Origin of the sequence: Paraburkholderia mimosarum LMG 23256 = NBRC 106338 (assembly GCF_000739815.1) — a bacterium.
Lineage (GTDB): Bacteria > Pseudomonadota > Gammaproteobacteria > Burkholderiales > Burkholderiaceae > Paraburkholderia > Paraburkholderia mimosarum.
Map to the genome: position 1 here is coordinate 1 of NZ_BBJJ01000017.1, position 24,226 is coordinate 24,226.

22 protein-coding genes, 3 tRNA genes and 1 pseudogene are annotated in these 24,226 nt (G+C 63.5%); 9 read left to right on the top strand and 17 right to left on the bottom strand.

All coding sequences use genetic code 11. The features are described 5' to 3' along the window. The coding region (locus tag BMI01S_RS42570) for a hypothetical protein (RefSeq protein WP_042289629.1) at window positions 1-270 on the top strand (270 nt) is incomplete at its 5' end. Window positions 271-363: 93 nt separating this feature from the next. On the opposite strand, the gene BMI01S_RS14490 is transcribed toward BMI01S_RS42570, so the two are convergent. Next, window positions 364-594, bottom strand: coding sequence for a tyrosine-type recombinase/integrase (locus BMI01S_RS14490; RefSeq protein ID WP_028214503.1), 231 nt, complete (start codon window positions 592-594; stop codon window positions 364-366). Between the two features lie 386 nt (window positions 595-980). Here BMI01S_RS14490 and BMI01S_RS38995 point away from each other — a divergent pair, with 386 nt between their 5' ends. Next, window positions 981-1,283: a VF_A0006 family four-cysteine protein gene (locus BMI01S_RS38995; RefSeq protein WP_081723445.1), complete on the top strand. Its 303-nt coding sequence runs from the start codon at window positions 981-983 to the stop codon at window positions 1,281-1,283. A 977-nt stretch (window positions 1,284-2,260) separates the two neighbouring features. Here BMI01S_RS38995 and tnpC read toward each other — a convergent pair. From tnpC to BMI01S_RS14520, 7 genes and pseudogenes are all read right to left on the bottom strand, one after another. Then, complete coding sequence (gene tnpC / locus BMI01S_RS14495) at window positions 2,261-3,793, bottom strand: IS66 family transposase (RefSeq protein ID WP_028231336.1); 1,533 nt, start codon at window positions 3,791-3,793, stop codon at window positions 2,261-2,263. A 62-nt stretch (window positions 3,794-3,855) separates the two neighbouring features. After that, window positions 3,856-4,212 (bottom strand): IS66 family insertion sequence element accessory protein TnpB, encoded by a 357-nt coding sequence (tnpB, locus tag BMI01S_RS14500; protein WP_154671284.1) that lies wholly within the window; start codon window positions 4,210-4,212, stop codon window positions 3,856-3,858. Continuing rightward, complete coding sequence (gene tnpA / locus BMI01S_RS14505) at window positions 4,188-4,580, bottom strand: IS66-like element accessory protein TnpA (protein ID WP_036045259.1); 393 nt, start codon at window positions 4,578-4,580, stop codon at window positions 4,188-4,190. The genes tnpB and tnpA overlap by 25 nt, the downstream gene beginning before the upstream one ends. A gap of 1,290 nt (window positions 4,581-5,870) precedes the next feature. Further along, window positions 5,871-6,004: pseudogene (locus BMI01S_RS42990) on the bottom strand (IS3 family transposase); the annotation flags it as partial. Window positions 6,005-6,824: 820 nt separating this feature from the next. Beyond that, window positions 6,825-7,289, bottom strand: coding sequence for a DUF2214 family protein (locus tag BMI01S_RS14510; protein ID WP_028212962.1), 465 nt, complete (start codon window positions 7,287-7,289; stop codon window positions 6,825-6,827). Window positions 7,290-7,370: 81 nt separating this feature from the next. Next, on the bottom strand, window positions 7,371-8,354 hold the full coding sequence (locus BMI01S_RS14515) for a hypothetical protein (RefSeq protein ID WP_028212961.1): 984 nt from the start codon (window positions 8,352-8,354) through the stop codon (window positions 7,371-7,373). A 203-nt stretch (window positions 8,355-8,557) separates the two neighbouring features. Further along, entirely contained in the window at window positions 8,558-9,622 is a 1,065-nt protein-coding gene (locus BMI01S_RS14520) for a glycosyltransferase family 4 protein (protein ID WP_028212960.1), read from the bottom strand. A gap of 778 nt (window positions 9,623-10,400) precedes the next feature. Between BMI01S_RS14520 and BMI01S_RS14525 the strand changes: the two genes are divergently transcribed. Beyond that, a complete protein-coding gene (locus BMI01S_RS14525) occupies window positions 10,401-12,236 on the top strand; it encodes an ABC transporter ATP-binding protein (RefSeq protein WP_028212959.1) in 1,836 nt (611 codons plus the stop codon). A gap of 112 nt (window positions 12,237-12,348) precedes the next feature. Here the strand turns inward: BMI01S_RS14525 and otsA are convergent, their stop codons facing one another. Then, window positions 12,349-13,779: an alpha,alpha-trehalose-phosphate synthase (UDP-forming) gene (gene otsA, locus BMI01S_RS14530; protein WP_042289638.1), complete on the bottom strand. Its 1,431-nt coding sequence runs from the start codon at window positions 13,777-13,779 to the stop codon at window positions 12,349-12,351. 115 nt (window positions 13,780-13,894) lie between these two features. Then, window positions 13,895-14,647 (bottom strand): trehalose-phosphatase, encoded by a 753-nt coding sequence (gene otsB / locus BMI01S_RS14535; protein WP_028212958.1) that lies wholly within the window; start codon window positions 14,645-14,647, stop codon window positions 13,895-13,897. A 364-nt stretch (window positions 14,648-15,011) separates the two neighbouring features. On the opposite strand from otsB, the gene BMI01S_RS14540 reads away from it, so the two are divergent. The 3 genes from BMI01S_RS14540 (at window position 15,012) to BMI01S_RS14550 (ending at window position 17,192) form a co-directional block, all read left to right on the top strand. Further along, entirely contained in the window at window positions 15,012-15,662 is a 651-nt protein-coding gene (locus BMI01S_RS14540) for an SCO family protein (RefSeq protein ID WP_407669027.1), read from the top strand. Between the two features lie 79 nt (window positions 15,663-15,741). Then, window positions 15,742-16,209, top strand: a complete 468-nt coding sequence (locus BMI01S_RS14545; RefSeq protein ID WP_028212956.1) for a copper chaperone PCu(A)C — start codon at window positions 15,742-15,744, stop codon at window positions 16,207-16,209. Window positions 16,210-16,307: 98 nt separating this feature from the next. Continuing rightward, entirely contained in the window at window positions 16,308-17,192 is an 885-nt protein-coding gene (locus tag BMI01S_RS14550) for a cytochrome c oxidase assembly protein (protein ID WP_042289697.1), read from the top strand. Between the two features lie 35 nt (window positions 17,193-17,227). On the opposite strand, the gene BMI01S_RS14555 is transcribed toward BMI01S_RS14550, so the two are convergent. From BMI01S_RS14555 to pgsA, 6 genes are all read right to left on the bottom strand, one after another. Further along, a complete protein-coding gene (locus tag BMI01S_RS14555) occupies window positions 17,228-17,716 on the bottom strand; it encodes a GNAT family N-acetyltransferase (protein WP_036019622.1) in 489 nt (162 codons plus the stop codon). Between the two features lie 70 nt (window positions 17,717-17,786). Next, window positions 17,787-18,059 carry a DUF2164 domain-containing protein gene (locus BMI01S_RS14560; RefSeq protein ID WP_028212953.1) on the bottom strand — a complete coding sequence of 91 codons (273 nt, stop codon included), beginning with the start codon at window positions 18,057-18,059 and terminating at the stop codon, window positions 17,787-17,789. A 124-nt stretch (window positions 18,060-18,183) separates the two neighbouring features. Then, window positions 18,184-18,257, bottom strand: a tRNA-Cys gene (locus BMI01S_RS14565). A 130-nt stretch (window positions 18,258-18,387) separates the two neighbouring features. Next, window positions 18,388-18,463 (bottom strand) — tRNA-Gly (locus tag BMI01S_RS14570). 67 nt (window positions 18,464-18,530) lie between these two features. Further along, window positions 18,531-18,606 (bottom strand) — tRNA-Gly (locus BMI01S_RS14575). Window positions 18,607-18,823: 217 nt separating this feature from the next. After that, a complete protein-coding gene (gene pgsA, locus BMI01S_RS14580) occupies window positions 18,824-19,414 on the bottom strand; it encodes a CDP-diacylglycerol--glycerol-3-phosphate 3-phosphatidyltransferase (RefSeq protein ID WP_028212952.1) in 591 nt (196 codons plus the stop codon). Here pgsA and BMI01S_RS40805 point away from each other — a divergent pair. Further along, window positions 19,404-19,580, top strand: a complete 177-nt coding sequence (locus BMI01S_RS40805) for a hypothetical protein (RefSeq protein ID WP_154671285.1) — start codon at window positions 19,404-19,406, stop codon at window positions 19,578-19,580. The genes pgsA and BMI01S_RS40805 overlap by 11 nt on opposite strands. Here the strand turns inward: BMI01S_RS40805 and uvrC are convergent. After that, a complete protein-coding gene (gene uvrC, locus BMI01S_RS14585; protein ID WP_028212951.1) occupies window positions 19,545-21,785 on the bottom strand; it encodes an excinuclease ABC subunit UvrC in 2,241 nt (746 codons plus the stop codon). The two genes, BMI01S_RS40805 and uvrC, sit on opposite strands and share 36 nt — an antisense overlap. Before the next feature lie 223 nt (window positions 21,786-22,008). Between uvrC and earP the strand changes: the two genes are divergently transcribed. Beyond that, window positions 22,009-23,208 (top strand): elongation factor P maturation arginine rhamnosyltransferase EarP, encoded by a 1,200-nt coding sequence (earP, locus tag BMI01S_RS14590; RefSeq protein ID WP_028231339.1) that lies wholly within the window; start codon window positions 22,009-22,011, stop codon window positions 23,206-23,208. Window positions 23,209-23,442: 234 nt separating this feature from the next. Beyond that, window positions 23,443-24,000 carry an elongation factor P gene (efp, locus tag BMI01S_RS14595; RefSeq protein WP_028212949.1) on the top strand — a complete coding sequence of 186 codons (558 nt, stop codon included), beginning with the start codon at window positions 23,443-23,445 and terminating at the stop codon, window positions 23,998-24,000. Window positions 24,001-24,226 lie beyond the last annotated feature (226 nt).

Below are 24,226 nucleotides of genomic sequence, written 5' to 3' on the forward strand. Positions count from 1 at the left end.
ACGCTTAGATCGCTGCCCGCGCTTCTGGACTACGCTGATGGATCGCGCCGCAGGATACTGTGTGTCGCGATGCAGTTGCTGTGGATGGCGGACGGAGACGCGAGGTCAGACGAGGAGCATGCCGATTTTGCGCAGGCTATGATCGCGCGAAGGCAACGCGGCGAGCCGGGATGCCCCGCTGCGACAAGTTCGCTAGCGCATCATCTCGACCACCTCCCACGCTTGAAGGTGCGTATAGCGCTGCAGCATCCGGATATCTTTGTGGCCTGAGACCACCGATATGTGAATCGGGCTAAGAGACAATAGGGCGTAACGCGCGATGGCTGTGTACCGAAGGTCATGGAACCGCATATCGCGAAATCTTCAGTTTGCGCACGAGCCGAAGGCGCGTTCGATCACCTCGGCGGACATCAAGCCCTCCCCACGCTTCAGACGATCCGGCGCGGCTGCGCGGCTGTCGCGAGCGGCATCGCGCGGTAAACCGTTTTTGCTCGCATGGAGGCGCGCAACTTTTTTCGACCAGTCGATATCGGCCCACTTGAGCGCTGCTATCTCGCAATACCGCATTGCGGTCGCCAGCGCGAACTCGTTCATGTGGCGGAACTGCCCGAGGTTGCCAAGAGAGAGTCACGGACTACGGAGTTCTGCCGCGTCATAATCCGAACTGGTTGCCGCCCGCGCCCGCGATCAGCACAACCCTTGTTCCTACACAAGCCTTCCTGTTAGCGGTGCATCGATTTTGTCACCGTTGCAACAATAATGTGCCAATCTGCGGTAGCTTGGCGTTCTGACAAACCCCCAACCTTGCTGCACTTGGCTTGGGCCACGCGAACTAAATGTCTCAGCGACCGGTCAGAAGCAATACCCATCCGATGCACATCGGTCAGCAGTCGGCCACAACCGGTCGATCGACAGCGATTCAGGCATCGCTGTCGATCCATTACTGCCCGCCGTGATGTCCGTGAGTCTCGGCCACAATCATGCTCAAACTCGCCTATCTGTTTGTCTCCATCACGCTCGCCGCCCCGCTCTCGACCCCTGTGTACGGTAGTGATAATCCAGACTACGATCAATGCATCCTGCGTTCGTTGGGAAACAGTCAGAGCAGCTTTGCGGCACAACAAATCAGCAACTCTTGCAACGCGCTTTACAGAAACGGTGCCATGCTGTTGCCCCGCGAAAGAGCGTATCACCTGTGTGTCCTGCAAAATGTGCAAACCGTGAGAGGAGCATTTGCGGTCAACGAGATACTGCATGCATGCCGACGTCAAAATCGCATGTAGGACTGACATCGTTGACGATTGCAGCACGTGACATTCGCACGATCTTAATGTTGATCGCGTTCATTGCACTTGCCCCGTCGAGACGTGACGTGACGCTCGCGTAAACTGCCGCTTCCCGAAAATGCCAAGGTCTGCTTCATGTCATAGAATCAAACCGCCGGCGCGCTACGGTGCTCCGGCTGAGCATGGCGCATCATGAGGGGTCTTCCGGCGAAGCTCCGACAATTGACGCAATGCGCCCGAGCGCAACGTCAAGCGCACTTCTAATCCAATGACGGCTTCGGGGGCTCGTTGGCGTTTGCAGTCAGCAAGGATCAGTACGTCATACGGCCCGTTGTTACGCACGTGCGACGATCGCAGACGTTCGTCGGGAATATCCAGTATTCGTTTCTTCGAGGATCGGATCGGGACATCGTATAGAGTTCTCATTGGATTCGACGCCGAAGGAAGTCTCGCTGGAAGCCTCCGAGAAAGAACTGGGGTGCCTTTGCGTCGGCAGTGAACTATCTACCGAGTAATATTAAGAGTAATGTCTCGCGTCTGACAGGTTAACAACGGCGTACAGACTTGAATGGAAACGGAAGACTGCTTTATAACCGCGTTAGTCCGACATTCAACCGTAACACCGTAGGAAATCGGCATAGTCGGCTGCTTGTAGGCGACGTACGGCCCCGGTGTTGCCTTACACCACGCATCCGGTGAATTCGTGAACACGCTCATGTTCCCGCGTATGCTCGATGTGATCCAAAGAGCAGTGGGGATGTCAACGGTTGACGCGTATTTAGCGCTTACCGGCGACGGAGCCACGATTGCAACCTGTTCACAGTTGCACTGTATGGTGCGGTCGGGTATTCCCTGTGGCAAAACGGCAGGTGCAGCAGATCCTGACACTGCATATACGACTTGAAAAATACTTGATTTTCTATCGATTTTCGTAAGCACCCGGTGAAGGCATCCCCGGGCGTCCTCGCCGTAAATCAAACGGCGGCAGGCGCCCAGCGATGCGGTAGAAGCGCGGCGATGTCGTCGGCTCGATGGGTGGGCAATCGATTGAGGACGTCGTTCAAATAGACGTAGGGATCATGGCCGTTGAGCTGCGCGGATCGAATCAGGCTCATGATCGCCGCAGCGCGTTCTCCAGCGCGCAACGAACCGGCAAACAACCAGTTCGACCGACTGATGGCCCAAGGACGGATCTGGTTCTCGAGCCAGTTGTTATCAATGGGCACGTGCCCGTCGTCCAGATAACGCGTGAACGCCTCCCAGCGCCTGAGGCTGTAGTCGAGCGCTTTGGCGATCGCCGATCCCTCGGAGACGAGTTTGCGTTGGGCGAGCATCCATTGATGTAACGCATCGGCGATCGGCCGAGCGCGCTCCTGGCGCACTTCCCGTCGGTGATCAGACGTGATCTCTGCAACATCGCGCTCGACCGCGTAAAGTTCGCCGAAGTATTTCAGCGCCTGCTCGGCGATTGCACTCTTGTTGCTGGCGTGCAGCTCAAAGAACTTGCGTCTTGCATGGGCAACACATGCGATCTCGGTGATGCCCAACTCAAATCCGGCCTTGTAGCCGCTATGATCGTCACAAACCAGCTTGCCGCGCCAGTTGCCGAGGAACTTGCGAGCATGTTCGCCCGCGCGGCTATCGGCGAACTCGTAGACGACGGCGCGCACGTCGGCGAACTGCGTCGTCGCGTATGCCCATACATACGCACGCTGCGTCTTTCCTTTGCCGGGAACGAGCATTTGCACCGGCGTCTCGTCGGCGTGCAGCACATCGTGCTGGAGAAGCACTTCGCGAAGCGCGTCGACCAGCGGCTGTAATCGCACGCCGCATGTGCCGACCCACTCACCGAGCGTTGACTGGGGGATGGCCAGACCCGCGCGTTCAAAGATGCGTTCTTGACGGTACAGCGGTAAGTGATCGCCGTACTTGGCGACCAACACTTGGGCGAGCAACCCGACGGTGGGAATGCCCTTGTCGATCACATGGGGAGGAACGGGTGCCTGAATCAGCGTCTCGCACGCCTTGCAGGCCCATTTACCGCGGATGTGACGCTCAACCGTGAACACGCCGGGCGTATAGTCCAGCTTCTCGCTGATGTCCTCGCCGATCCGCACACGCTGGCAGCCGCAGGCACAGGTGATGTCGTCGGGTTCATGGTGGATGTCGGTACGCGGCAAGTGTGCCGGTAACGGCGCACGCTTGGGCTGCTGGCGCTGCTTGTCCTCAGGCGTATTCGACTGCAGCTGCTCGAGCTCAACTTCGAGTGCGGCCAGGTCGGCGTCGATGGCTTCGTTGAGCAAGCTCATCTGCTCGACGTTCAGTTGCTCGCTGCGTTTGCCGAAATGCAGGCGCCTGAGCGTAGCAATCTCGTGCGTGAGCTGGTCGATACGCGTCTGGCGGTAGCGCAGTTCCCGCTCGTTCTCGCCAACCTGAGCCATCAACTGCGCAGCCAGCGTGCGCAGTTCGTCGGGACTCATGGCGTCGAGATTGGCGGATAGGTTCATGCGGGCAGTCTGCCAGAACCCACCGCGCCTCGGAAGCAAGCCAGTTTACGGCTTTAGGGACATTACACGACCGTGATCGCGTGATCGTGGGCAAGCGTGCGCCAGGGCAGCCCCATCACCAGCGCCTGCAATTGCTCGGGATTGAGCGCGGTGGCGATCATCAGCTCCCCATTCGTCCAGACGAACCGCCCCTTGTTCAGACGCCGAGCGGCCAGCCAGATACCCAAACCGTCATAGACGAGCACCTTCATCCGCGTCGAGTTCTTGTTGGCGAACAAATACGCGTGATGCGGGCGCGCCGCGCCGAAGACCTTGACGACACGCGCGAGGATCGTCTCCGTGCCGGCGCGCATATCCAGCGGTTCGGTCGCCAGCCAAATCGCCTCGATGCGAATCACCGCAGCCAGCCTTGCAGCCATGCGCCGCAGTCGCCCGCGGCCGACAACGGCCAACGCACCGTGATCGTCGTCGCCCCACGGCGCACTTCCACCTCGATTGCGCCGGACGCTGGCGCGGCACTCAGAGGCGCAGGGAGTTGCAACGGAACAAATTCAGCCGGCGACACATCGGTTGAATGGCTTGCTTGCGTACCGCCTTGGCGCTTGGCTTGCCGGGTAATCCAACTGCGGACCAAATTGGCATTGAGACGGTAGTGCAGCGCTACCGCTGCGATCGACACGTGCGGCTGCATCGCCGCACGCATCACTTCCGCCTTGAATTCTTTGCTATGCCGGCGGCGCCGAACCGGCTGCACCGCGCCTTCGGGATTCGTTGCGAGTTCTTCCATCGTGTACACGTGTCCATTAAAAGTTAATGGACACGATGCTCGCGTTAGAACACTTGGGCTTCAAGGTGCCTTTGCCGGGTGCTTACCGATTTTCACAAGCATCTCCTATAGAAGTGTCAGTGCGGCGTCCGAGACACGAGTGAACTGCTCGGGATATGTCTTCGCCGATCAACCGCGTGACTTTTCCGCACAGTGGCCAGCACGGATCGAGTTCGAGCGAATGCTCTTCGCACGACGCATGGCATGACAGCGCCTCCTGCGGCGACGCGTTGACGCTAGACGTACTCGCGATCGATACGTGGACTCGGCATACATTGGCGACGCTGCGCCGGGCAGCGAGGTCCTCAAGCTCGGTTTCGAGCCGAGCGATCTGCCGGTTAAGCACTCGATCTCGAGTTCCCTGTCGGCCATGTCCCGCAGCAACCGCTCGATCTCACCCTCCGTTCGGCAAGCGACGCGCCAGGCCTGAAGCGCGCGGACACCCTCAGGGAGATGCGCGCCGTTCGACATGAGGCGCAGTTTGCGAGGCCTCAGCGCGGTACAACATCGACAGCGCCGCAGTGCGGCGCGGTTGCCGCCAGCCGATGCCCTCAAGCAATATCGACAAGTTGACTGGAGGTCGGGAAAACCTTCCGCCACAGGTCTGCGGCCTGATGAAACTCCCTCGCTCCAACCGTTTCGTGAGAGTCTAGAGCCCTGCTTTCTCAGTTATCCAAAGTATTCTCACGAGATCGCCGCCGGCGCACACCTTAGATGAAGACGTTGCCGTCCAGCGGGTATCTCAGCGTCGACAATACCGTCGACTCTAACCGCTTCCCGGCCGATCCGAACTTCGATTGAACCAGCGGGCACAGCTGGCATCACGATCGGAGGCTCCGGCAGACGCACGAGGTTCATTGACCGATGATGCCTCCCTCACGATCATCACCGAAACGAGTCGCACCGCCTCGGCTTGCTGTTCAGCCAGATACCGGCGTCGCCCCGTAACTACACGCTCGCGTTCAAGACGTTCTCTCGGGTCAATCTGGGGATTGACACCCTTGGCTCGGAAGCTTCCATCGCGATGGCGATGGCGACGTCGGAATGGCGGATTATGGTTCGTGCGACATTTAGGGCTGCCAGGCGCTCGGATCTGACAAAGTGGTGCCCGTCACTTCGAAAACATGGGCAGCAATTTGATGCCGATCCCTGTGGCTGTCTACGACGGCAGCCGCGAGCCGCTTACCTTTGGATGCAGAGAATTCGGACTAACGTTGCCCGCGAATTTCGTATGCGCTAACTGTGACTTTATTATGCCGCTGTGCGGGCGTGGCAGTTTTGTTCAAATTGCACTGGACTGACGTAGCTCAATGTCGAGTGCAGACGCCCGTGATTGTAGAAGCGCAACAGTCGATCAACTCTTCCATCGCTTCGCGGCGCAACGCGCTGACCGTGAATATGCGCCCGCTTCAGCACCGAACGTCAAACGGTTGCGACTGTTGTCGATTGATCTCGACCATATCGAAGGAGGCACGTCACCGACCTGATGGCTGACGGTGACGGACGCCTCTGATCCTCTACCACTGTCACGGCGACGCCCGCCCGTAACCCGCCCACGACGGCACCCCGCATCGACTACCGGGTCATTGGCATCAGACGTGCCCATTCCATATTTGTTTCGGCCGTAATGTGCACACGCGAACGCAACTCGGGGTTCGCTCCGGCAATCGCCATGATCGCCATTCCCCGAGCTTGCGCGCCTCCTCGTCAGTGAACGGGATATTGGAATGTTCCCTGCCTAGTTTGGTCCTCCGCTGGAACTGGCGATGTTGCTCGCCGTTGCTGCACCCTGGCTGCGACCGGTACATACGGCGTCTTGTCAACAAAGTATCCGTTTTGATCGAGCGTGATGAACTGGCCCTCACGAACCCCATAGACGGTCGGCTTCTGTCCAGCGCTCGCTTTTGCCAGCTTTGCGGCGCGCAGAAGCGAAATGTTCAGGTTCGCGGCGAATCTTGGCCCCCGCGCTCCAGGCGTATCAATTCGATTTGGGAACATGTTTGCGGGCATGGCGCACGCTTTACGAGACCCCGCTCCTTGTCTATGAAGGCTTTGATGGCGGCGGTTTGGACGAAGTACTTCGCATAAAAGGCCTCGTTGCGCAAGCAACGAGGCCTTTTAGTTTGCGGGGGCAAGCACCTGCTCGCCATGGGAGCGGGCTGGTCGGTAGATTCCCCAAGGTCCCCCGACCGACCGAACCTCTCACTACTCGCCGCCCATGTCGAGCCCGACACCGCGCGCCATGCCCGTTGCGGCGAAGACCATCACGACAACCAGGAGCGTCTGCCACCGGCCGATACGGGCATACTTCGCCGCCCCGGTCAAATCGGGCACGTCGCCCCGGCGCACAGCGAGCCGCCAGCGCAGCAGCGCCATCATCGGTGCGATCTCCAGCAGAAAGATCAGGACAAGCGCCCCCATCTTCACGTGAAAGAGCGGCTCGTGGAGGTAGTACGCGGCACCCTTCTCGAAGCCGCCGAACGCTCGCATCGCGCCAGTCACGATCAGCACGAGCGCGGAGCCGCCCCAGCCATTGTCGGCGCTGAAAATCACGGGCAGGTCCTCGGTGGAGGTGCAGCGGCGCAGCCCGCGCGTGCGGCGCAGAATCGAGGCGAGCGCAAATCCGAAGGCAAGCAGGTGAATGGCGGCGAGCAACCAGCGTGTGAGCATTGCGACTCCTTCGGGTGAACGACAGGAACGGCAAGCAACGGTAAACACTCGAGCACGGACGCAGCGAAGGCGGCCCGTGCGTCAGACCTGCCTCAGCGCCGCGTCGAGTGCGCGCGCGGCGGTGCGGTCGCCTTCGGAAGCGAGGCGCGCGAGAAACACAGTCTGTCGGTTGTGGCCCGCCGCAGCCGGCGAGTCCCACAGCAATTCGATCTTCGGCCGACGCGCGGCCCCGTCCCGGTGCGGCGACGCTGACGATGCCGCCGCCGCACGCGGCTCAGTGGCCGTGGCCGGCTCGGGCGTCGCCGCGGACGGCTCCGATCCCTGCGCACTGGAGTCCGCGGGAAGCAAAGCCGGTTCCGGTTCGACACCGGGTTCGCTGACACGAGGCGCGCGCCCAGGATCTTCGGTCGGCGCCGGTGCGGCGAACCCCGTTGACCCGGACGCAAGCCCCCCTCCCGGCGCTGCGCCTGGCTGCCCCCCCGAGAGCCAGCGAACCGACAACTCGCGCGCATCGTACTGACCAACCTTGCGGCTCTCCCGCCAGACAACCGTGGTGCGGGTGGCGACGTCAATCGAAACGGCAAAGCGCCCGATCGCGAATCGACGTGCCGCGATGTTCGTGCGCCAGAGCGCGCGCGGCCGGCAGATCCATACCACGGCCGCATAGAGCGCCGGCGCGGCAACGAGCCAGCCGTTGGTGTCCGCCGCCGCGTGGAAGGTGCGCCGCCAGCCGGCGGTCCAGACGAACATGCCGATCGAGCCGATCGCAAACAGGAACCCGAGCGTGCCGAAAAAGCGCAGCGCCTGACGCAGCCACTGCGGCAGCGGGTGAAACGGCCGCTCGACGCGCGCCTTGGCGCCCGGCAGCACGATGAGCAGAAACAGGAAGATGAGGTTCAGGCACGCCGCCGGCGACGAAGCCATGCCTTCGAGCGCGGCGAGGAAGTTCATCTGCGCCATCGAATGCAGCCAGCGCGCCAGGATCACGAGCCCGATCGCGCGCAGCGCGAAGAGCGTCCCGGCACCGGGTACGGTGGCCGTGGGCGTCGGTCGGGTTCTCGCCAAGTGGGGTCTCCTGCTGAGGTCTGTCACTGTCGTCGTCGCGTGCGCCGCGGATTTTACGGCACGGCCATTATAGGGACATTAAGCAAACGCCTCACTCGCCGGCGCCAAACGTGACAGCGCCCCGGTGCACGGGCACCGGGGCGCTGGGCAAACGCGGAGAAAACCGGACGCGCCGCAGCACGCCCGCTTTCTGTACAACAACCTTAGCCGGCGGCGACTTCGCGCAGCACGGTGCGGCGCTTCTGGCGCAGCAGTTCTTCGTACACGGCAACGTAGTTGCGCGCCATCACCTTCGACGAGAAGCGCGATTCGAACGCGGCGCGGACCTTCTCGCGCGGCAGCGTCGACAGGCGCTTGATCGCCGCGACAGCGCTGATTTCGTCTTCGACGACGAAGCCCGAGACGCCATTGTCGATGACTTCGGGCACCGAGCCGCGCTTGAACGCGATGACCGGCGTACCGCAGGCCATGGCTTCGATCATGACGAGGCCAAAGGGCTCCGGCCAGTCGATCGGGAACACCAGCGCATGCGCGTTGCCGAGGAACTCGCGCTTTTCGTGCTCGCCGATTTCGCCGATGTACTCGACGTGCGGCAGCGCCATCAGCGGCTTGATGACTTCTTCGTAGTAGGCGCGGTCGGCCTTGTCGATCTTGGCGGCGACCTTGAGCTTCATGCCTGCCTGCCCGGCGATGCGGATCGCCCGGTCAAGGCCCTTCTCCGGCGAGACGCGGCCGAGGAAAGCGAGGTAGCCCGGCTCGACGTTCGGGATCGGCGTGAGCACGTCCTCCGGCAGGCCGTGGTAGACGGTCTGCTGCCAGTTGGCTTGCGGCAGCGGAATACGCTGGTTGTCCGAAATCGAGACGACCGGCACGTCGTTGAACGCGTTGAACACCGGCTGCAGTTCCGGCAGGTCCAGACGGCCGTGCATGGTCGTCACGAACGGCACCGGCTGGCGCTGGAACAGCGAGAACGGGTAGTAGTCGATGTGGAAATGCAGCACGTCGAACTCGTCCGCGCGGCGGCGAACTTCTTCGAGCAGCAGCATGTGCGGAGCCATCACGTCGCGAATCGTCGGGTCGAGGCGCAGCGCCTGCGGCCAAAACGCTTCGAGCTTTGCCGAGGTGACCGAATCGCCGCTTGCGAACAGCGTGACATCGTGGCCCTGTTCGACCAGCGCTTCGGTCAGGTAGGAGACCACCCGTTCCGTGCCGCCGTACAGCTTGGGAGGAACCGCCTCGTGCAACGGAGCGATTTGAGCGATTCGCATAGTGGTGAACTCCTTCCTCGTAATAAATCGGGCAATAGACTGCAAATTTGACAATCGACCTATGCAGGCTGCGGCTTTCTTGTCGCCACGCGCCATCCAGGCGTTCCATACCGCTAACCGCACCGGAAATCCGGAATAGACCCGACGCAGTTGTGAAGCGACAAGAGCGCACACGCGGCGGTTCAGGCGGTAAACGCGCAGGGCTCGCGGCCGTTGACACAAAAGCTGTCAAATTCCCTACGCAGTTGGAGTCGGCATTATCCCGGCTCAGGGAAAATACCGGTCCGATCATTTCAAAGTCTTTACCTTGTTACAAACGGGAAACACTCCGCAACCCCTTGTTTTCCAAGACAGTTCTAGATTGGGTGCTGCGTCGCGGAAAACAACTGCGGGCGTTTGTCGCAACTCGACTGACCGCGGCCTTCCCGAATGTTCCCGTCTTTTCCCGTATGTAACCGGCGAGGCTCGCTTGCAGATGAGAAGTGCGGGCAGTGCGCCTTTCGGAAGGCAAACCGCCATTCTATCTCTAAAAGGGTCCGGGATTCGTGCTGAACCTCTGCCGCAACAGCATCGCCGCAACCGGTGTCCCGGGCGCTGTTGTCGCGATATGATGCGCGTCCGCCGGGCATAGGCGGTGCGCTTCGCGCATGGGGTGTTTACAATGCGGTAAATCCGCCTCCGTTGCCGCGCGCTCAAACCGTTCGTCGCCGTAGCGCGCCTCCTTTCTTCCTTTGAACTTGCACGGACGAAGTTCCGTCAGACCGACCACCCCGATCAATTGGAACATCTGACCATCGCCCAGCGTAACGCCCACAACGCAAAGCTCGCGAGCTATGCGCGGCGGCCGCTCGCGTTCCTTTTCCGCTACATCAAACGCCACCCGTTCGCCCACACTGTCGTGCTCGCCAGCGTGTTCGCGGCCGTGGGGTGCGCGCTGGCTTCGCAGTACGCCATCAAGCATCTGATCGACGTGCTCGGCGCCGGGCGCCACCATCCGGGGCCGCTGTGGACCGCATTCGCCATCCTGGTCGGACTGATCGCCGCCGACAACCTGCTGTGGCGGGTCGGCGGCTGGTTTGCCGCCCACACCTTCGTCGCCGTCACGGGCGACCTGCGGCGCGATCTGTTCCAGTATCTGAGCGGACACTCGCCCACCTACTACTCGGAAAAGCAGCCCGGCACGCTCGCAAGCCGCATCACCGCGACTTCCAACGCCGTCTACACGGCCGAGAACACCACCGCCTGGAACGTGCTGCCGCCTTGCATCGCGGTGGCGGGCGCCATCGTCATGATCATCGCGGTCAATCCGTTGATGGCGGGGGGCCTCCTGTTCTGCTCGGCAGTGCTCTCGGTGATCCTCTTCAAGCTTGCCGGGCGCGGCTCGTCGCGCCACCACACGTTCGCCTCGAAAGCGGCCGCGGTGGACGGCGAACTCGTCGACGTGATCGGCAACATGGCGCTCGTGCGCGCCTTCGGCATGACGTTGCGCGAGCAAAAGCGCTTCGGCTCGACCGTCAAGGCCGAGCTCGACGCGCGCCGCTCGAGCCTGCTCTACCTCGAAAAGCTGCGCCTCCTGCACGCCGTGATCACGGCCATGCTGTCGGCCGGCCTGCTGGGCTGGGCGCTGTGGCTGTGGGATCAGGGCAAGGCGACGTCGGGCGACATCGTGCTCGTGAGTTCGCTGGGCTTCACGATCCTGCACGGCACGCGCGATCTCGCCGTGGCGCTGGTGGACGTCACGCAGCACGTGGCGCGACTCGCCGAAGCCGTGCAGACGCTGCTCGAGCCGCACGGCATGCCCGATCGCGACGACGCCACGGAACTCGTGGCCCAGGGCGGCCGCGTCGATTTCGAGGGCGTGACTTTCGCTTATCCGCACCGCAAGCCGATCCTCGACCACTTCGACCTGCGCATCGAGGCCGGCCAGCGCGTGGGCCTCATCGGCAAGTCGGGTGCGGGCAAGACCACGGTGCTCGCGCTGCTCCAGCATTTCTACGAGTCCCAGGGCGGCGCCATCAAGATCGACGGCCAGGACATCTCGCACGTGACCCAGGACAGCCTGCGCCAGGCCATCGCGCTCGTGCCGCAGGACATTTCGCTTCTGCACCGCACGATCTACGAGAACATCGCCTACGGGCGCCCCGAAGCGAGCCGCGAAGAGGTGCTCACCGCGGCCCGCGAGGCGCGCTGCGCCGAATTCATCGAAGCGATGCCCGAAGGCTACGACACGATCGTGGGCGACCGCGGCGTCAAGCTGTCGGGCGGCCAGCGCCAGCGCGTCGCGATCGCTCGCGCGATTCTCAAGAATTCGCCGATTCTGCTGCTCGACGAAGCCACCTCGGCGCTCGACAGCGCCTCCGAAGAGGCCATCCAGCAGGCGCTCGACCGGCTGATGGTGGGCCGCACGGTGATCGCGATCGCGCACCGCCTCTCCACGCTGCACAACTTCGACCGCATCATCGTGATGAGCGCGGGCAAGGTCATCGACGACGGCAGCCCGGAAGAGCTGCGCAACCGCCCGGGCCTCTATCGCGACCTCCTCGCGAAGCAGTACGGCAAGGCGTCGACGCTGCATCTCGGCAACAAGAAGGCCGACGAAAAGCACGTGGCGTGACACGCGCGCGCGCCCTCGCCCGCTTCGCTTTGCCAGAGACGTAAAAAAAGCCGCTTCGGTCTATCGACTGAAGCGGCTTTTTTCGCCCTCGTAGCGAGCGCGGCGCCGGCGCTCAGCCCTGCGCGCGCGCCAGCGGGGGCGACGCCACGCCTTGCCGCAGGCTGACCTGGCCCAGGTCGCGCATGAAGCGGTCGCGCCACACCGAAACGTTGTTCTCGCGCAGCTGGGCCATCATGTCCCGATAGCGCGCGACACGCTCGGCGAGCGGCATCGAGAGCGCGGCGTTGAGCGCGTCGGCCATGCCGTCGATATCGAGCGGATTGACGATCAGCGCGCCGGACAGCTCCTGCGCCGCGCCGGCAAAGCGCGAGAGCACGAGCACGCCGGGATCTTCAGGATCCTGTGCCGAGACGTATTCCTTCGCGACGAGGTTCATGCCGTCGCGCAGCGGCGTCACGTAGCCCACATTCGAGGCCCGGAACAACGCGGCCAGCACCGCGCGCTCGTACTGGCGGTGGATGTACCAGATCGGCGTCCAGTCGAGTTCCGCATAGCGGCCGTTGATGCGCCCCGACTCGGCCTCGAGGCGCAGCCGGATGTCCTGATAGGCGTGCAGGTCGGCGCGCGTGGGCGGCGCGATCTGGACGAACGAGACGTTGTTGCGCTGCGCCGGCGCGTGGTCGAGCAGGCGCTCGAAGGCCCGAAAGCGTTCGACGAGCCCCTTCGAGTAGTCGAGCCGATCCACGCTCATGATGACCTTGCGACCGTGCAGCGTGGCCTTGAGCGTGCGCACCGGCTTGCCGCGTTCGCCCGCCTTGGCGAGCTCCGCGATTTCGTCGGGATACACGCCGATCGGGTAATCGCCCGCGCACAGCGTCTGCCCGAACGCCTCGATGCGCGTGAGTCCGTCGGGCTGCATGACGGTCGTGCCGCCCGCCTCGTTCACGATGTAGTCGCAAAACGCGCGCAGATCGGGCCTGGTCTGGAAACCGAGCAGATCGAAGGAACAGAGCGCCTCGACCAGCTCGCGGTGCGGCGGCACCGCCAGCAACACCTGCGAGGCGGGAAACGGAATATGCAGGAAGAAGCCGATGCGATTCTTCACCCCCGCCGCGCGCAGCGCCTGGGCGAAAGGAATCAGATGATAGTCGTGGACCCAGATCACGTCGTCTTCGCGCAGGAGCGGCACCAGCTGCTGCGCGAGCCACGCGTTCACGCGGCTATAGCCCTCGTATTCGTGGCGGTCGTACTGCACGAGATCGGCGCGGTAATGGAACGCGGGCCAAAGCGTGGCGTTCGAGAAACCGCGATAGTACTGGTCGTAGTCGCGCCGCAACAGGCCGATGGTCGCGAAGGTGACGGGCCCGCGCTCCTCGAGCGCGATCTGCGGCTGGCCCGACGTGAGCACTTCGCCGCTCCAGCCGAACCACATGCCGCCGGTTTCCTTGAGCGCATCGTACACACCGACCGCGAGGCCGCCCGCGGCCGGACCGCCTTCGGAAATCGGCGCGACGCGGTTCGACACGATGATCAATCGGCTCATGAGGTGCGGGGTCCGTGCAGGGAATCAGGAAAGTATGGTGGGCGCGAGGCCACGCCCGAATCGGCCCATCGCGACAGGCAATCAACGCGCGGGACAAGGCGAAGCATGCGTGCGGTCACCGGGCGCCCGGCATGGCCGCGACGAGCGACGCGAGCCAGCCGATCAGCGCCTCGACCGAGTCGATGCGCGTCTGTGCGATGGTATCGCCGCCGCCGACCTTGATCGACAGGCCGCCCAGCGCATTCACGACGGCAAAGCCTTTCTCGTCGGTCAGGTCGTCGCCGGCGAACACCGCGCGGCGGCCCGCGAACGGAGGCTCGTCGAGGAAGGCGCGCAGCGCGCGGCCCTTGTCGACGTCCTTGGGCTTGATTTCGTAGACCATCTTGCCCGGCTGCAGCACATAGGCTTCGGCGTAGTCGGCGGCGAGGCGCTCGGTCGCGGCGCGCGCGGTGCCCTCGTGCTCGGGCGCATTGCGGTAGTGCAGCGCGAGCGACGCGCCCTTGATCTCGAGCAGCATGCCCGTATGCGTGCGTACCACCTCTGCGAGCACCTGCTCCATGTGCAGCAGGCGCTGGTCGTTGAACCCGACACGCTGGGTATCGCCGTTGGCGTCGCGCCGCTCGGCGCCGTGCAGGCCAGCCACGGGCAGATCGGGCATGCGCAGAAAGCCATCGATGCTGTCGATGCCGCGCCCCGAGACGATCGCCACCGCGCCATGCGTCGCGCGGCGCAGTTGGCGTAGCAGCGCGAGCATGTCGGGACGGACGAGCACGCCATCGGGCGTGGGCGCGAGATCGACGAGCGTACCGTCGAAATCGAAGAAAAATGCCGTCTGTTCAGGCGGCAGGACTGCCGGGAGTGCATGCATTGCGTTCTGTTCACCCATCGGCCCATGGCCGGGTATGCCCCCGGCAGGACTGCGCCGAGGGAAAGTGTGCGAATCTTACCGCGCCTTTGGGCGATTATCGAGAAAGTAAGGGGCCAAGCCGCGTGCGCGGCGGGCCTCGAGCTCGTATTGCCTGGTTCCCGCCGTGATATGAACGCCCCACACCGCCACGACGCTGGATAGCATCGGTCGTCTCCTCCGATGCGGCAAATCGACGCGAACGGCGCCCACGCCGGAGCGCAGCCGGCAGCGCGAATCCAGTTTTGCTACAGTCGCAGCGACAAGCCGCGCCCTGTCGCAAGAAAGAGCGCGGCCACCGCAACCCCTCGAGTCGACGAGACAGTCTTTGTCCAACCCGTTCGCGCCTTCGAGTAGCACATTACGCGCCCGCTTCGGCTGCGCGTTACGAAGCCTGCGGCACGCGGCGATCGTGGCGGGGGCGCTGCTGCTCGTCGCCTGTTCCCGTTCGGGCGAGCCCTGGCAGCTGATGAACGTGAGCGGCCATCTGCCCGACCTCGACTTCGCGCTCACGGCCGACAATGGCCAGCCCGTGACGGGCGCCAGCTTCCGCGGACGCACGACGCTCGTCTACTTCGGCTATACGCACTGCCCGGACGTCTGCCCGGAAACGATGGCGCGCCTGATCCAGGTCGTCGCAAAACTGGGCGCCGATGCGCAGAACGTGCGCATACTCTTCATCAGCGTCGACCCGGCGCGCGACACACCGCAGGCGTTGCACACTTATGTGGGCGCATTCGATACCCAGCATGCGCTCGGTCTGACCGGCACCGAAGCCGAAATCGAGTCGCTCGCGAGACGCTACCGTGTGGCGTACCAGATGGAAAAGCGCGAAGCCGACGGCAGCTATGAAGTTACGCACAGCTCGGCCGTCTATGTGTTCGACGCGCAGGGCCATGCGCGACTGCTCGCCACCGACCACGACACCGCAGACGCGATCGCACATGACCTGCGCCGCGTCATAAACGACACGGCATGAACGCATGCTGCCGTGCCGGTCCAATCTTCGAGTGCCGTTCACAACGGTATTCGAAACCGCAACCTCAACAGGAAACCTCATGACGAAGAACCTCAAATCGCTCACCGTCACGCTCGGCTACGCGCTCAGCATTTTCGGCTCGCTTGCCGCCTTCGCGCCGGCCGCGCACGCCGCCGCGGGCGCATTGAGCGCGCAGGACGCCTGGGTGCGCTGGCTGCCCGGCGATCTGCCGGCCGCGGGCTATGTGACGCTGAAGAACGACGGCGACCAGCCGATCGATCTCGTGGGGGTATCGAGCGACGCTTACGGCATGGTCATGCTGCATCAGACGGTCTCGAACGGCTCGACGCAGAAGATGGTCATGGTGCACAAGGCGACGGTGCCCGCACACGGCACGCTTGCGGTCGCACCGGGCGGCTACCACCTGATGCTGGAAAAGGCAAAGCACAAGATCGCGCCGGGGGATACGGTCAACGTGAAGCTGGAGTTCTCGGACGGCGAAACGCTCGACACGCCGTTCACGGTCAAGTCGCCCTCCGGGCAGTAAGGCCGCAGATCTAGTGCAGTAACGGATCGCGCGCGCATCATCTGTCGTTGCGCGCGCAAGCATGTTGAATCCGCGATGAGGCCGCCGCCATGCTCGCGATGACCCTGCTGTACTGGCTCCAACCCTGGGAGCCATCGCCGACTGTCATGATCGCTACGCTGCTCACGGCGGTGCTGTTCGTGCGCGGCAAGCGGCACGCGCGGGTATCGCTCACGCGCCAGATCTCATTCTGGTTCGGGCTCGGTGCGCTTTACGTCGCACTGCATACGCGGCTCGACTACTTCTTCGAGCATGAGTTCTTCATGCATCGCGGGCAGCACCTGGTGCTGCACCACGTGGGTCCGTTCTTCATCGCGCTGGCGTATCCCGGCGCGGCGCTGCGCGCTGGCGTCCCGTTCAAGTGGCGACAGCGCTTCGTGCGGCCCGCGCTCGAAGCGCTGCCCGTGCGCGTGGCGCTCGACATCGTCATGCATCCCGTCATCGCGGTGACGCTCTTCGTCGGGCTCATTTACTTCTGGCTCTTTTCGCCGATCCACTTCATCGCGATGCTCGACTGGCGTCTCTACCGCGTCATGAACTGGAGCATGGTGATCGACGGGCTGCTGTTCTGGTGGCTCGTGCTCGACTCGCGCCCCGCGCCGCCCGCTCGCCTCTCGCCGGGCAAGCGCGTGCTGGTCGTGATCGCGGCGATTCCGCCGCAGATCGTGCTCGGCGCACTCATCTTCTTCACGACGCGCGAGCTTTATCCCGTCTATTCGATCTGCGGCCGCGCATTTACCTGGCTCTCGCCCATGCGCGATCAGCAGATCGGCGGCCTGCTGCTCTGGATTCCGGGGTCGATGATGAGCGTGGTCGGCGCGCTGGTCGCGCTGCGCCACTGGATGCGCCTATCCGCGCGCGGACGTTTGAAGCCGGGGCAACGTTCCGGCGGGCGCCCCGAAGACCGCGCGCAACGCAAGGAACGACGCACGCAGCGCACTTAGAGCGCTTCGCAGGGTGCCGCCGGGCCTCACGCCTTTCAAGCGGAGCGCATCCACACGTGCGGAATGCCGTCCTCTTCGTGAATCTCGCCGACAGGCGCGAAACCGAACGCCCCGTAGAACTTCTGCAGATGCGCCTGGGCGTGCAGGCGCATCTGCACGTGCGGCCATTGGCGCGCGATCTGCGCGATGGCGCGTTCGAGCAGCGCATTGCCGAGCTTGATACCGCGATGGTTCTGCGATGTCACCACGCGGCCGATGCGCACGTCCGCGTCATCGGCGTCGGGGAGCAGCACACGCAGATAGCCGGCGAGTTCGCGCACACCATTGCGCTCGCCCCAGGCGAACAGATGCCAGGCGTCCAGGTCGAGGCCGTCGATGTCGCCATACACGCAGTGCTGCTCGACGACGAAGGCGTCGGAGCGCAACTTGAGCATGGCGTAGACTTCGCGTGCATCGAGCGCCTCGAAGGGTTTCCATTGCCAGTCGAATTGAGGAAGCGGCAAGGCGGGGGACTGCAAGGTCATGGTCGGTGATTCCGTCAACATCGCGAATGAAAAGATTATGCCGCGCGATGCGCGCACGACCAACCCGTGGTCACTTGCGCCGGCGCGGCTGCGCGTACTTGCGCCAGTACTGGAACGGCTCTTCGTGCAGATCGATATCCAGATCGACGATGCGCGCCTGCATGCTCTCCTGCGCATCGGCAATTGCCTTGTTGTAGACCGCCGGTGCGATCTCTTCGAGAAAAAAGCCCAACAGCGCGCCCGCCGCGACGTTGCCGATCGGCTCCTCCATGTTGGCGTCGAAATAGCGCTGGATGGAGGCGACCGCCTCGGTGCGCGCGTCTTCTGGAAGTTCGATGGGCATAGCGGCCATCCGCAGAGGGGGATTTCCGGCTATTGTGCGCCACACGCATTGCGTGCAGCCGTCGGTGCCGCAAAGCCAGCGCGCAAAAGCAAAAGCCACCCGAAGGTGGCTTTTGCTTTGCATCTGGAGGCGCGAGCCGGAGTCGAACCGGCCTACACGGCTTTGCAGGCCGCTGCATAACCGCTTTGCTATCGCGCCAGAAGCGGACTGACCGAACTGGAGGCAAACTGCTTGTGCCCACAACGACCGGACAGATTTGATTCGATGGCCTGATACGTTGATCAAGACCTGCCAAACAAAAAGGGAAGCGCTGCTTCCCCGTGGCATCTGGAGCGGGAGACGAGTCTCGAACTCGCGACCTCAACCTTGGCAAGGTTGCGCTCTACCAACTGAGCTACTCCCGCATATGTCCTGCTTTTTACTGCTTCAACACTTCGTTTTCAAACTGCTAAAACGACGCGCCTTAAAATCTGGAGCGGGAGACGAGTCTCGAACTCGCGACCTCAACCTTGGCAAGGTTGCGCTCTACCAACTGAGCTACTCCCGCATTTTTCTGCCTGACTTCGCCGATGATTCGCTCGATTTTCGCTCAACCATCAGCGTGTGACGCTCATCTTCGGCGATTTCCACTGCATCTGCTTATTTGCTACTGCGTCGTGCAGCGGAGAAGTGAGATTATGTATAACCCGCAGAATCGTGTCAACCCCCTCGGTAGATCTTTTTGGAAAAAGACGCAGGCGGTTTGCACGACACAGCGACACAGATTAAAGGCTTCCCCGCTCGCGGATCTGCGGCCACGCGAGCTTCATGTAGTAGAGCATCGACCAGATCGTGAGGAACGCGGCCACGTAGATGAGCCACGCGCCCCATACGCGCGAATCGAACAGCGTCACGCCGCCGAGCGTGAGCGGTGCATAGAACAGCAGCATGGGAATCGCGACCATCTGGCATGCCGTCTTGAACTTGCCGAGCGAATTCACGGCCACGCTCTTCGACGCGCCGATCTGCGCCATCCATTCGCGCAGCGCCGAGATGGCGATCTCGCGGCCGACGATCACGAGCGCGATGACGGCGTCGAGCCGCTGCAGATGCACGAGCACGAGCAGCGCCGCGGTCACCATGAGCTTGTCCGCGACGGGATCGAGAAACGCGCCGAACGACGAAGTCTGATTCCACTTGCGCGCGAGAAAACCGTCGAACCAGTCGGTGAGCGCGGCCAGCACGAAGATCAGCATCGCCAATGTGTTCTGCTGCATCGGGGAAAGCAACGTCTGCGGCAGATAGAACACGCCGACCACGAGCGGAATCAGCACGATCCGCAGCCAGGTCAGGAGAATCGGAATATTGAACGGCATCGGCTGGCGCTATCTGTCGGGGAAGATGCAATTATGGGAGATGCAATTGTGCCGTGTCGCCGCACCTGCCACAAGCAAACGTAAGGAACGGCCCGCGCCTGCCTTCGGCCCGGCCGGCGCGGCGCCCGCATCAATGAAGCTGCTGGTAGATCTGTTCGGCCAGTGAGCGCGAGATGCCCTCCACGCTCGCCAGGTCCTCCACGCTGGCCGCCATCACGCCGCGCAGGCCGCCAAAGCGCGCGAGCAGGCGCTGGCGACGCTTGGCGCCCACGCCTTCCAGTTCCTCCAGCCGCGACGTCTGACGCGTCTTGCCGCGCTTCGCGCGCATGCCCGTGATGGCGAAGCGGTGCGCCTCGTCACGGATCTGCGCGACGAGCATGAGCGCCGCGCTTTCCTTGCCGAGTTCGAGCGGCGCGCGGCCGTCGGCGAACACGAGCGTCTCGAGACCCACCTTGCGCCCCTCGCCTTTCGCCACGCCCACCAGCATCGCCGGATCCAGACCCAGTTCGGTGAACACCTGGCGCGCGATCTCGACCTGGCCCTTGCCGCCGTCGATCAAAACGATGTTGGGCAGCGTGCCGACCGGCGGCGCGGCTTCAGGAGCTTCGACGGATTCTGCGGCCTCGCCGGTGTCAGCGAGTGCGTTCGGGTCGGCGGGATCGGGCGCCGGCACCGAGGCCACCGGCGCCTCGGCTTCGGCGCGCGCCGCTTGCGCGACCATCTTCTCGTAGCGGCGCGTGAGCACCTGGCGCATCGCCGCGTAGTCGTCGCCGGGCGTGATGCCCGTGATGTTGTAGCGCCGGTATTCGGCGGACTGCATCTTGTGATGGTGATAGACCACGCATGATGCCTGGGTCGCTTCGCCCATCGTATGGCTGATGTCGAAGCACTCGATGCGCAGATGCGCGAGATCGTCGAGTTCGAGCCCGAGCAATTGCGCGAGCGTGCGCGTGCGGGCCTGCTGCGAGCCCTGCTCCGAGAGCAGGCGAGCGAGCGCGAGCCGCGCGTTCTGCTCGGCCATGGCGAGCCACGCGCGCTTCTGGCCTTGCGGCTGGCGCAGCAGCGTGACCTTGTGACCCGCCTGCTCGCTGAGCACATCGACGAGTTCGCGGTTCGCCGGCGGATGGCTCACCACCAGCACGGGCGGCACGCGATTGCCGAAGTAGTGCTGCGCAATGAAGGCGTCGAGCACTTCGGATTCGATGCCGGGCGCGCGCTTGCTGCGCGCATCGGCCTGCGCCTCGGCCACGGGCGCATCGGAGTCGCCATCGTCTGCCATTTCGTCGGCGGCGGCGAGATCGGCCGCGATGGCGAGGGGATCCGGCGCGAGCGCCTCGGCGTCGTGCGGCGCGTCGGCCGCCGATTCATCGTTCGCCTCGTCGATGAAATCCTCCACCGTCTTGCGGGCAAGCGAAGGCAGCGACTTCAGCGCGCTTGCGGCGACCACGGTCTCGCTGTCGATCTCCTCGGCAACGCCGCCCTCCTCGTCCGTCAGCGCGCGCTCCACATGCGCCGGGAAATAGGCCTTGTCGCCCAGATGCCGGCCGCCGCGCACCATTGCGAGATTGACGCAAACGCGCCCGCCCAGCGCGACCACGGCAAGAATGTCCACGTCGCTCTCGCTACCCGTTTCGATGGCCTGCTGATGCAGCACGGTCGAAAGCGAACTCATCTGGTTGCGCACGGCCGCAGCCTGCTCGAACTTCAGCTCGGAGGCGAACGCGTGCATCTTCGTCTCCAGTTCCTTCATGACCTCGTTCTGACGGCCGAGCAGAAAGCGCGATGCGTTGCTCACGTCGCGCGCGTAGTCTTCTTCGCTGATCGCGCGCACGCAAGGCGCCGTACAGCGGCCGATCTGATGCAGCAGGCAAGGCCGCGTGCGATTGTTGAACACCGAATCCTCGCAGGTGCGCAACTGGAACACGCGCTGCAGGATGTGGATGCTCTCGCGCACGGCCGAGGCGCTCGGAAACGGCCCGAAGTACTGGTTGTTGCGATCGACCGCGCCGCGGTAGTACGCCATGCGCGGGAATTTGTGGCCCGTGATCTTGAGGAACGGATACGACTTGTCGTCGCGAAAGAGGATGTTGTAGCGCGGCGTGAGCGCCTTGATGAGATTGTTCTCGAGCAGCAGCGCCTCGGCCTCGGAGCGCGTGACGGTGGTTTCGATGCGCGCAATGCGCGTGATCATCATCGCGATGCGCGGCGAAAGCTGCGTCTTGGTGAAATAGCTCGACACGCGCTTTTTCAGGTCGCGCGCCTTGCCGACATACAGCACCGCGCCTTGCGCGTCGTAGTAGCGATAGACGCCGGGCAGATGCGGCAACTGCGCGAGCGTCTTTTTCGGGTCGAAAACGTCGGTCTCGGTCATCCAGTTTCGGGGACGGGCGATGCGTCGATGTAAGGTGAGCGAGGGGATGCGGAGATGGCCGGGCGCGCCGCGCTCGCGACGCATTCAAGGCTCTGTCCTAGAATCGCAAGTTTAGATCATTCCATGCTGCAACGAAGGGGCCCCGAAGCTGAGGGTCCCGCGCCCGCCTTCGGGACGGCGAACGCGAGTCTTCGTTGCGCGACTCTACGCTCACTGGCTCCCCATGACAGAAGCCCGCTCCTCCTCCGCGGCCGCTCCAACCGGCACAGCCGAAGCGGGCGTCGCCTGCGACATTTTTTGCGCCGTCATCGACAATTTCGGCGACATCGGCGTGTGCTGGCGCCTCGCGCGCCAGCTCGCGCACGAGCACGGCTGGCAGGTGCGCCTCTTCGTCGACGACCTGCACGCCTTCCACAAGCTCTGCCCGGCGCTCGATACCAGCCGCGCGACGCAATCCGTGGAAGGCGTGCTCATCGAGCACTGGCACGAGCCCGAACACGCGGGCGACACGCTGCAGATCGCCGATGTCGTGATCGAGGCGTTCGCGTGCGAGTTGCCGCCCGTCTATGTCGCCGCGATGGCCGAGCGCGGCCGCAAGCCCGTCTGGCTCAACCTCGAATACCTGAGCGCCGAAGACTGGGTGGCCGACTTTCACCTGCGGCCCTCGCCGCACCCGCGCTACGCGCTCGCCAAGCACTTCTTCTTTCCCGGGCTCGGGCCCGGCACGGGCGGCGTGCTCAAGGAGCGCACGCTCGACGCCTCGCGCGCCGACTTCGAGCGCTCGCCGCAGACCCGCGCCGCATGGTGGCGGCACGCCACCGGCGGCCCGCCACCGGCGCCGGAAGCCACGGTGATCTCGCTTTTCGCCTATGAAAATCTTGCCGTCGCCCCCCTGCTCGAGCAGTGGCGCGATGGGGCCAGGCCGGTTGTCTTGCTCGTTCCGGAGGGTCGCATTTCGGGCGCGCTCGCGCGTTTTTTCGGAATGCCCGCGTTCGGCGCGGGTTCGCAGGCCACGCGCGGCGCGCTGCGCGCGCACGCGCTCGCGTTCACCGAGCAACGCGGCTATGACCCGCTGCTCTGGGCGAGCGACCTGAACTTCGTGCGCGGCGAGGACTCGTTCGTGCGCGCGCAATGGGCGGCGCGACCTTTCGTCTGGCACATCTACCCGCAAGCCGATGACGCCCATCTGCCGAAGCTGGACGCCGCGCTGGCACACTACGGCCGCACCTTGCCCGAAGCGCCGCGCGCCGCGCTCGAACGCTTCTGGCATGCGTGGAACGGTCGCGGGATCCCCGATTGGGCCGATTTCTTGCAGCACCTGCCTGCCTACGCGGCTCGCGCGAAGGCGTGGGCCGGCGAACTCGCCCAGGTTGGCGATCTGGCCGCAAACCTAGCCGAATTCGCAAAAAGTCAGTTAAAATAAGCGGTTATCCGGCGGCAGCCGTCTCAAGCGGCATGAAAACAGCAGCGAGCAGAAGCAACGCCCGGCAACGCCCGGCAACGCCAGGAGCAGTGCTTCTGATCTCGGCGCCCCACCAGGTGCGCGAAGGTCAGCGCATCAAAGAGGGTCGCACCGTACGAATCCGCGAATCCGCTTGCGACGTTTGCCGTCGCGCACACTCGAAGTCATTTAATCTGGACAGGACAGTTTTTTATTATGAAAACCGCACAGGAACTCCGCGTCGGCAACGTCGTGATGATCGGTAACGACGCGATGGTCGTGCAAAAGGCCGAATACAACAAGTCGGGCCGCAACGCCGCCGTCGTGAAGATGAAGTTCAAGAACCTGCTGACCGGCGCAGGCATGGAAACCGTGTACAAGGCGGACGACAAGTTCGACGTCGTGGTGCTCGACCGCAAGGAAGTGACCTACTCGTACTTCGCCGACCCGATGTACGTGTTCATGGACGCCGACTACAACCAGTACGAAGTCGAAGGCGAGATGATGGGCGACGCCCTCAACTACCTCCAGGACGGCATGGCCTGCGAAGTCGTGTTCTACAACGACAAGGCCATCTCGGTCGAACTGCCGACCGTGCTCGTGCGCGAAATCATCTACACGGAACCTGCCGTCAAGGGCGATACGTCGTCGGGCAAGGTCCTGAAGACTGCCAAGCTCAACACCGGCTTCGAACTGCAAGTGCCGCTCTTCTGCAATATCGGCGACAAGATCGAAATCGACACGCGCACGAACGAGTACCGCAGCCGCGCCTGAAGCATCTCGCGCGAACTGCAGGCGGACCCGCTGAGAAAGCGCCCCTCGGGGCGCTTTTCTTTTTTTGCCGAACGTGTATGTTTGACAGTGTCGCGGAAAACCTTACCGGTTATGCGGGACGAATTGCCCACTTGCCGACTTCGACGCGCCAGTGCGATGCAAACCGGTCAGAGTGACCTCCGCGGCATGGTTTCTGCTACTGGAAGGGAAACGTGCGTTCCACGCT

What these genes read in the sequence shown, in the direction of transcription:
- BMI01S_RS14545 (WP_028212956.1), top strand. Translation starts at nt 15,742, where the DNA reads ATGACGAAGAACCTCAAATCGCTCACCGTCACGCTCGGCTACGCGCTC.
- tnpA (WP_036045259.1), bottom strand. Translation starts at nt 4,580, where the DNA reads ATGGAAGAACTCGCAACGAATCCCGAAGGCGCGGTGCAGCCGGTTCGG.
- BMI01S_RS14510 (WP_028212962.1), bottom strand. Translation starts at nt 7,289, where the DNA reads ATGCTCACACGCTGGTTGCTCGCCGCCATTCACCTGCTTGCCTTCGGA.
- tnpB (WP_154671284.1), bottom strand. Translation starts at nt 4,212, where the DNA reads ATGGCTGCAAGGCTGGCTGCGGTGATTCGCATCGAGGCGATTTGGCTG.
- BMI01S_RS14490 (WP_028214503.1), bottom strand. Translation starts at nt 594, where the DNA reads ATGAACGAGTTCGCGCTGGCGACCGCAATGCGGTATTGCGAGATAGCA.
- BMI01S_RS38995 (WP_081723445.1), top strand. Translation starts at nt 981, where the DNA reads ATGCTCAAACTCGCCTATCTGTTTGTCTCCATCACGCTCGCCGCCCCG.
- pgsA (WP_028212952.1), bottom strand. Translation starts at nt 19,414, where the DNA reads ATGCCGTTCAATATTCCGATTCTCCTGACCTGGCTGCGGATCGTGCTG.
- BMI01S_RS14550 (WP_042289697.1), top strand. Translation starts at nt 16,308, where the DNA reads ATGACCCTGCTGTACTGGCTCCAACCCTGGGAGCCATCGCCGACTGTC.
- otsB (WP_028212958.1), bottom strand. Translation starts at nt 14,647, where the DNA reads ATGCATGCACTCCCGGCAGTCCTGCCGCCTGAACAGACGGCATTTTTC.
- otsA (WP_042289638.1), bottom strand. Translation starts at nt 13,779, where the DNA reads ATGAGCCGATTGATCATCGTGTCGAACCGCGTCGCGCCGATTTCCGAA.
- BMI01S_RS14555 (WP_036019622.1), bottom strand. Translation starts at nt 17,716, where the DNA reads ATGACCTTGCAGTCCCCCGCCTTGCCGCTTCCTCAATTCGACTGGCAA.
- efp (WP_028212949.1), top strand. Translation starts at nt 23,443, where the DNA reads ATGAAAACCGCACAGGAACTCCGCGTCGGCAACGTCGTGATGATCGGT.
- BMI01S_RS14560 (WP_028212953.1), bottom strand. Translation starts at nt 18,059, where the DNA reads ATGCCCATCGAACTTCCAGAAGACGCGCGCACCGAGGCGGTCGCCTCC.
- uvrC (WP_028212951.1), bottom strand. Translation starts at nt 21,785, where the DNA reads ATGACCGAGACCGACGTTTTCGACCCGAAAAAGACGCTCGCGCAGTTG.
- tnpC (WP_028231336.1), bottom strand. Translation starts at nt 3,793, where the DNA reads ATGAACCTATCCGCCAATCTCGACGCCATGAGTCCCGACGAACTGCGC.
- earP (WP_028231339.1), top strand. Translation starts at nt 22,009, where the DNA reads ATGACAGAAGCCCGCTCCTCCTCCGCGGCCGCTCCAACCGGCACAGCC.
- BMI01S_RS14520 (WP_028212960.1), bottom strand. Translation starts at nt 9,622, where the DNA reads ATGCGAATCGCTCAAATCGCTCCGTTGCACGAGGCGGTTCCTCCCAAG.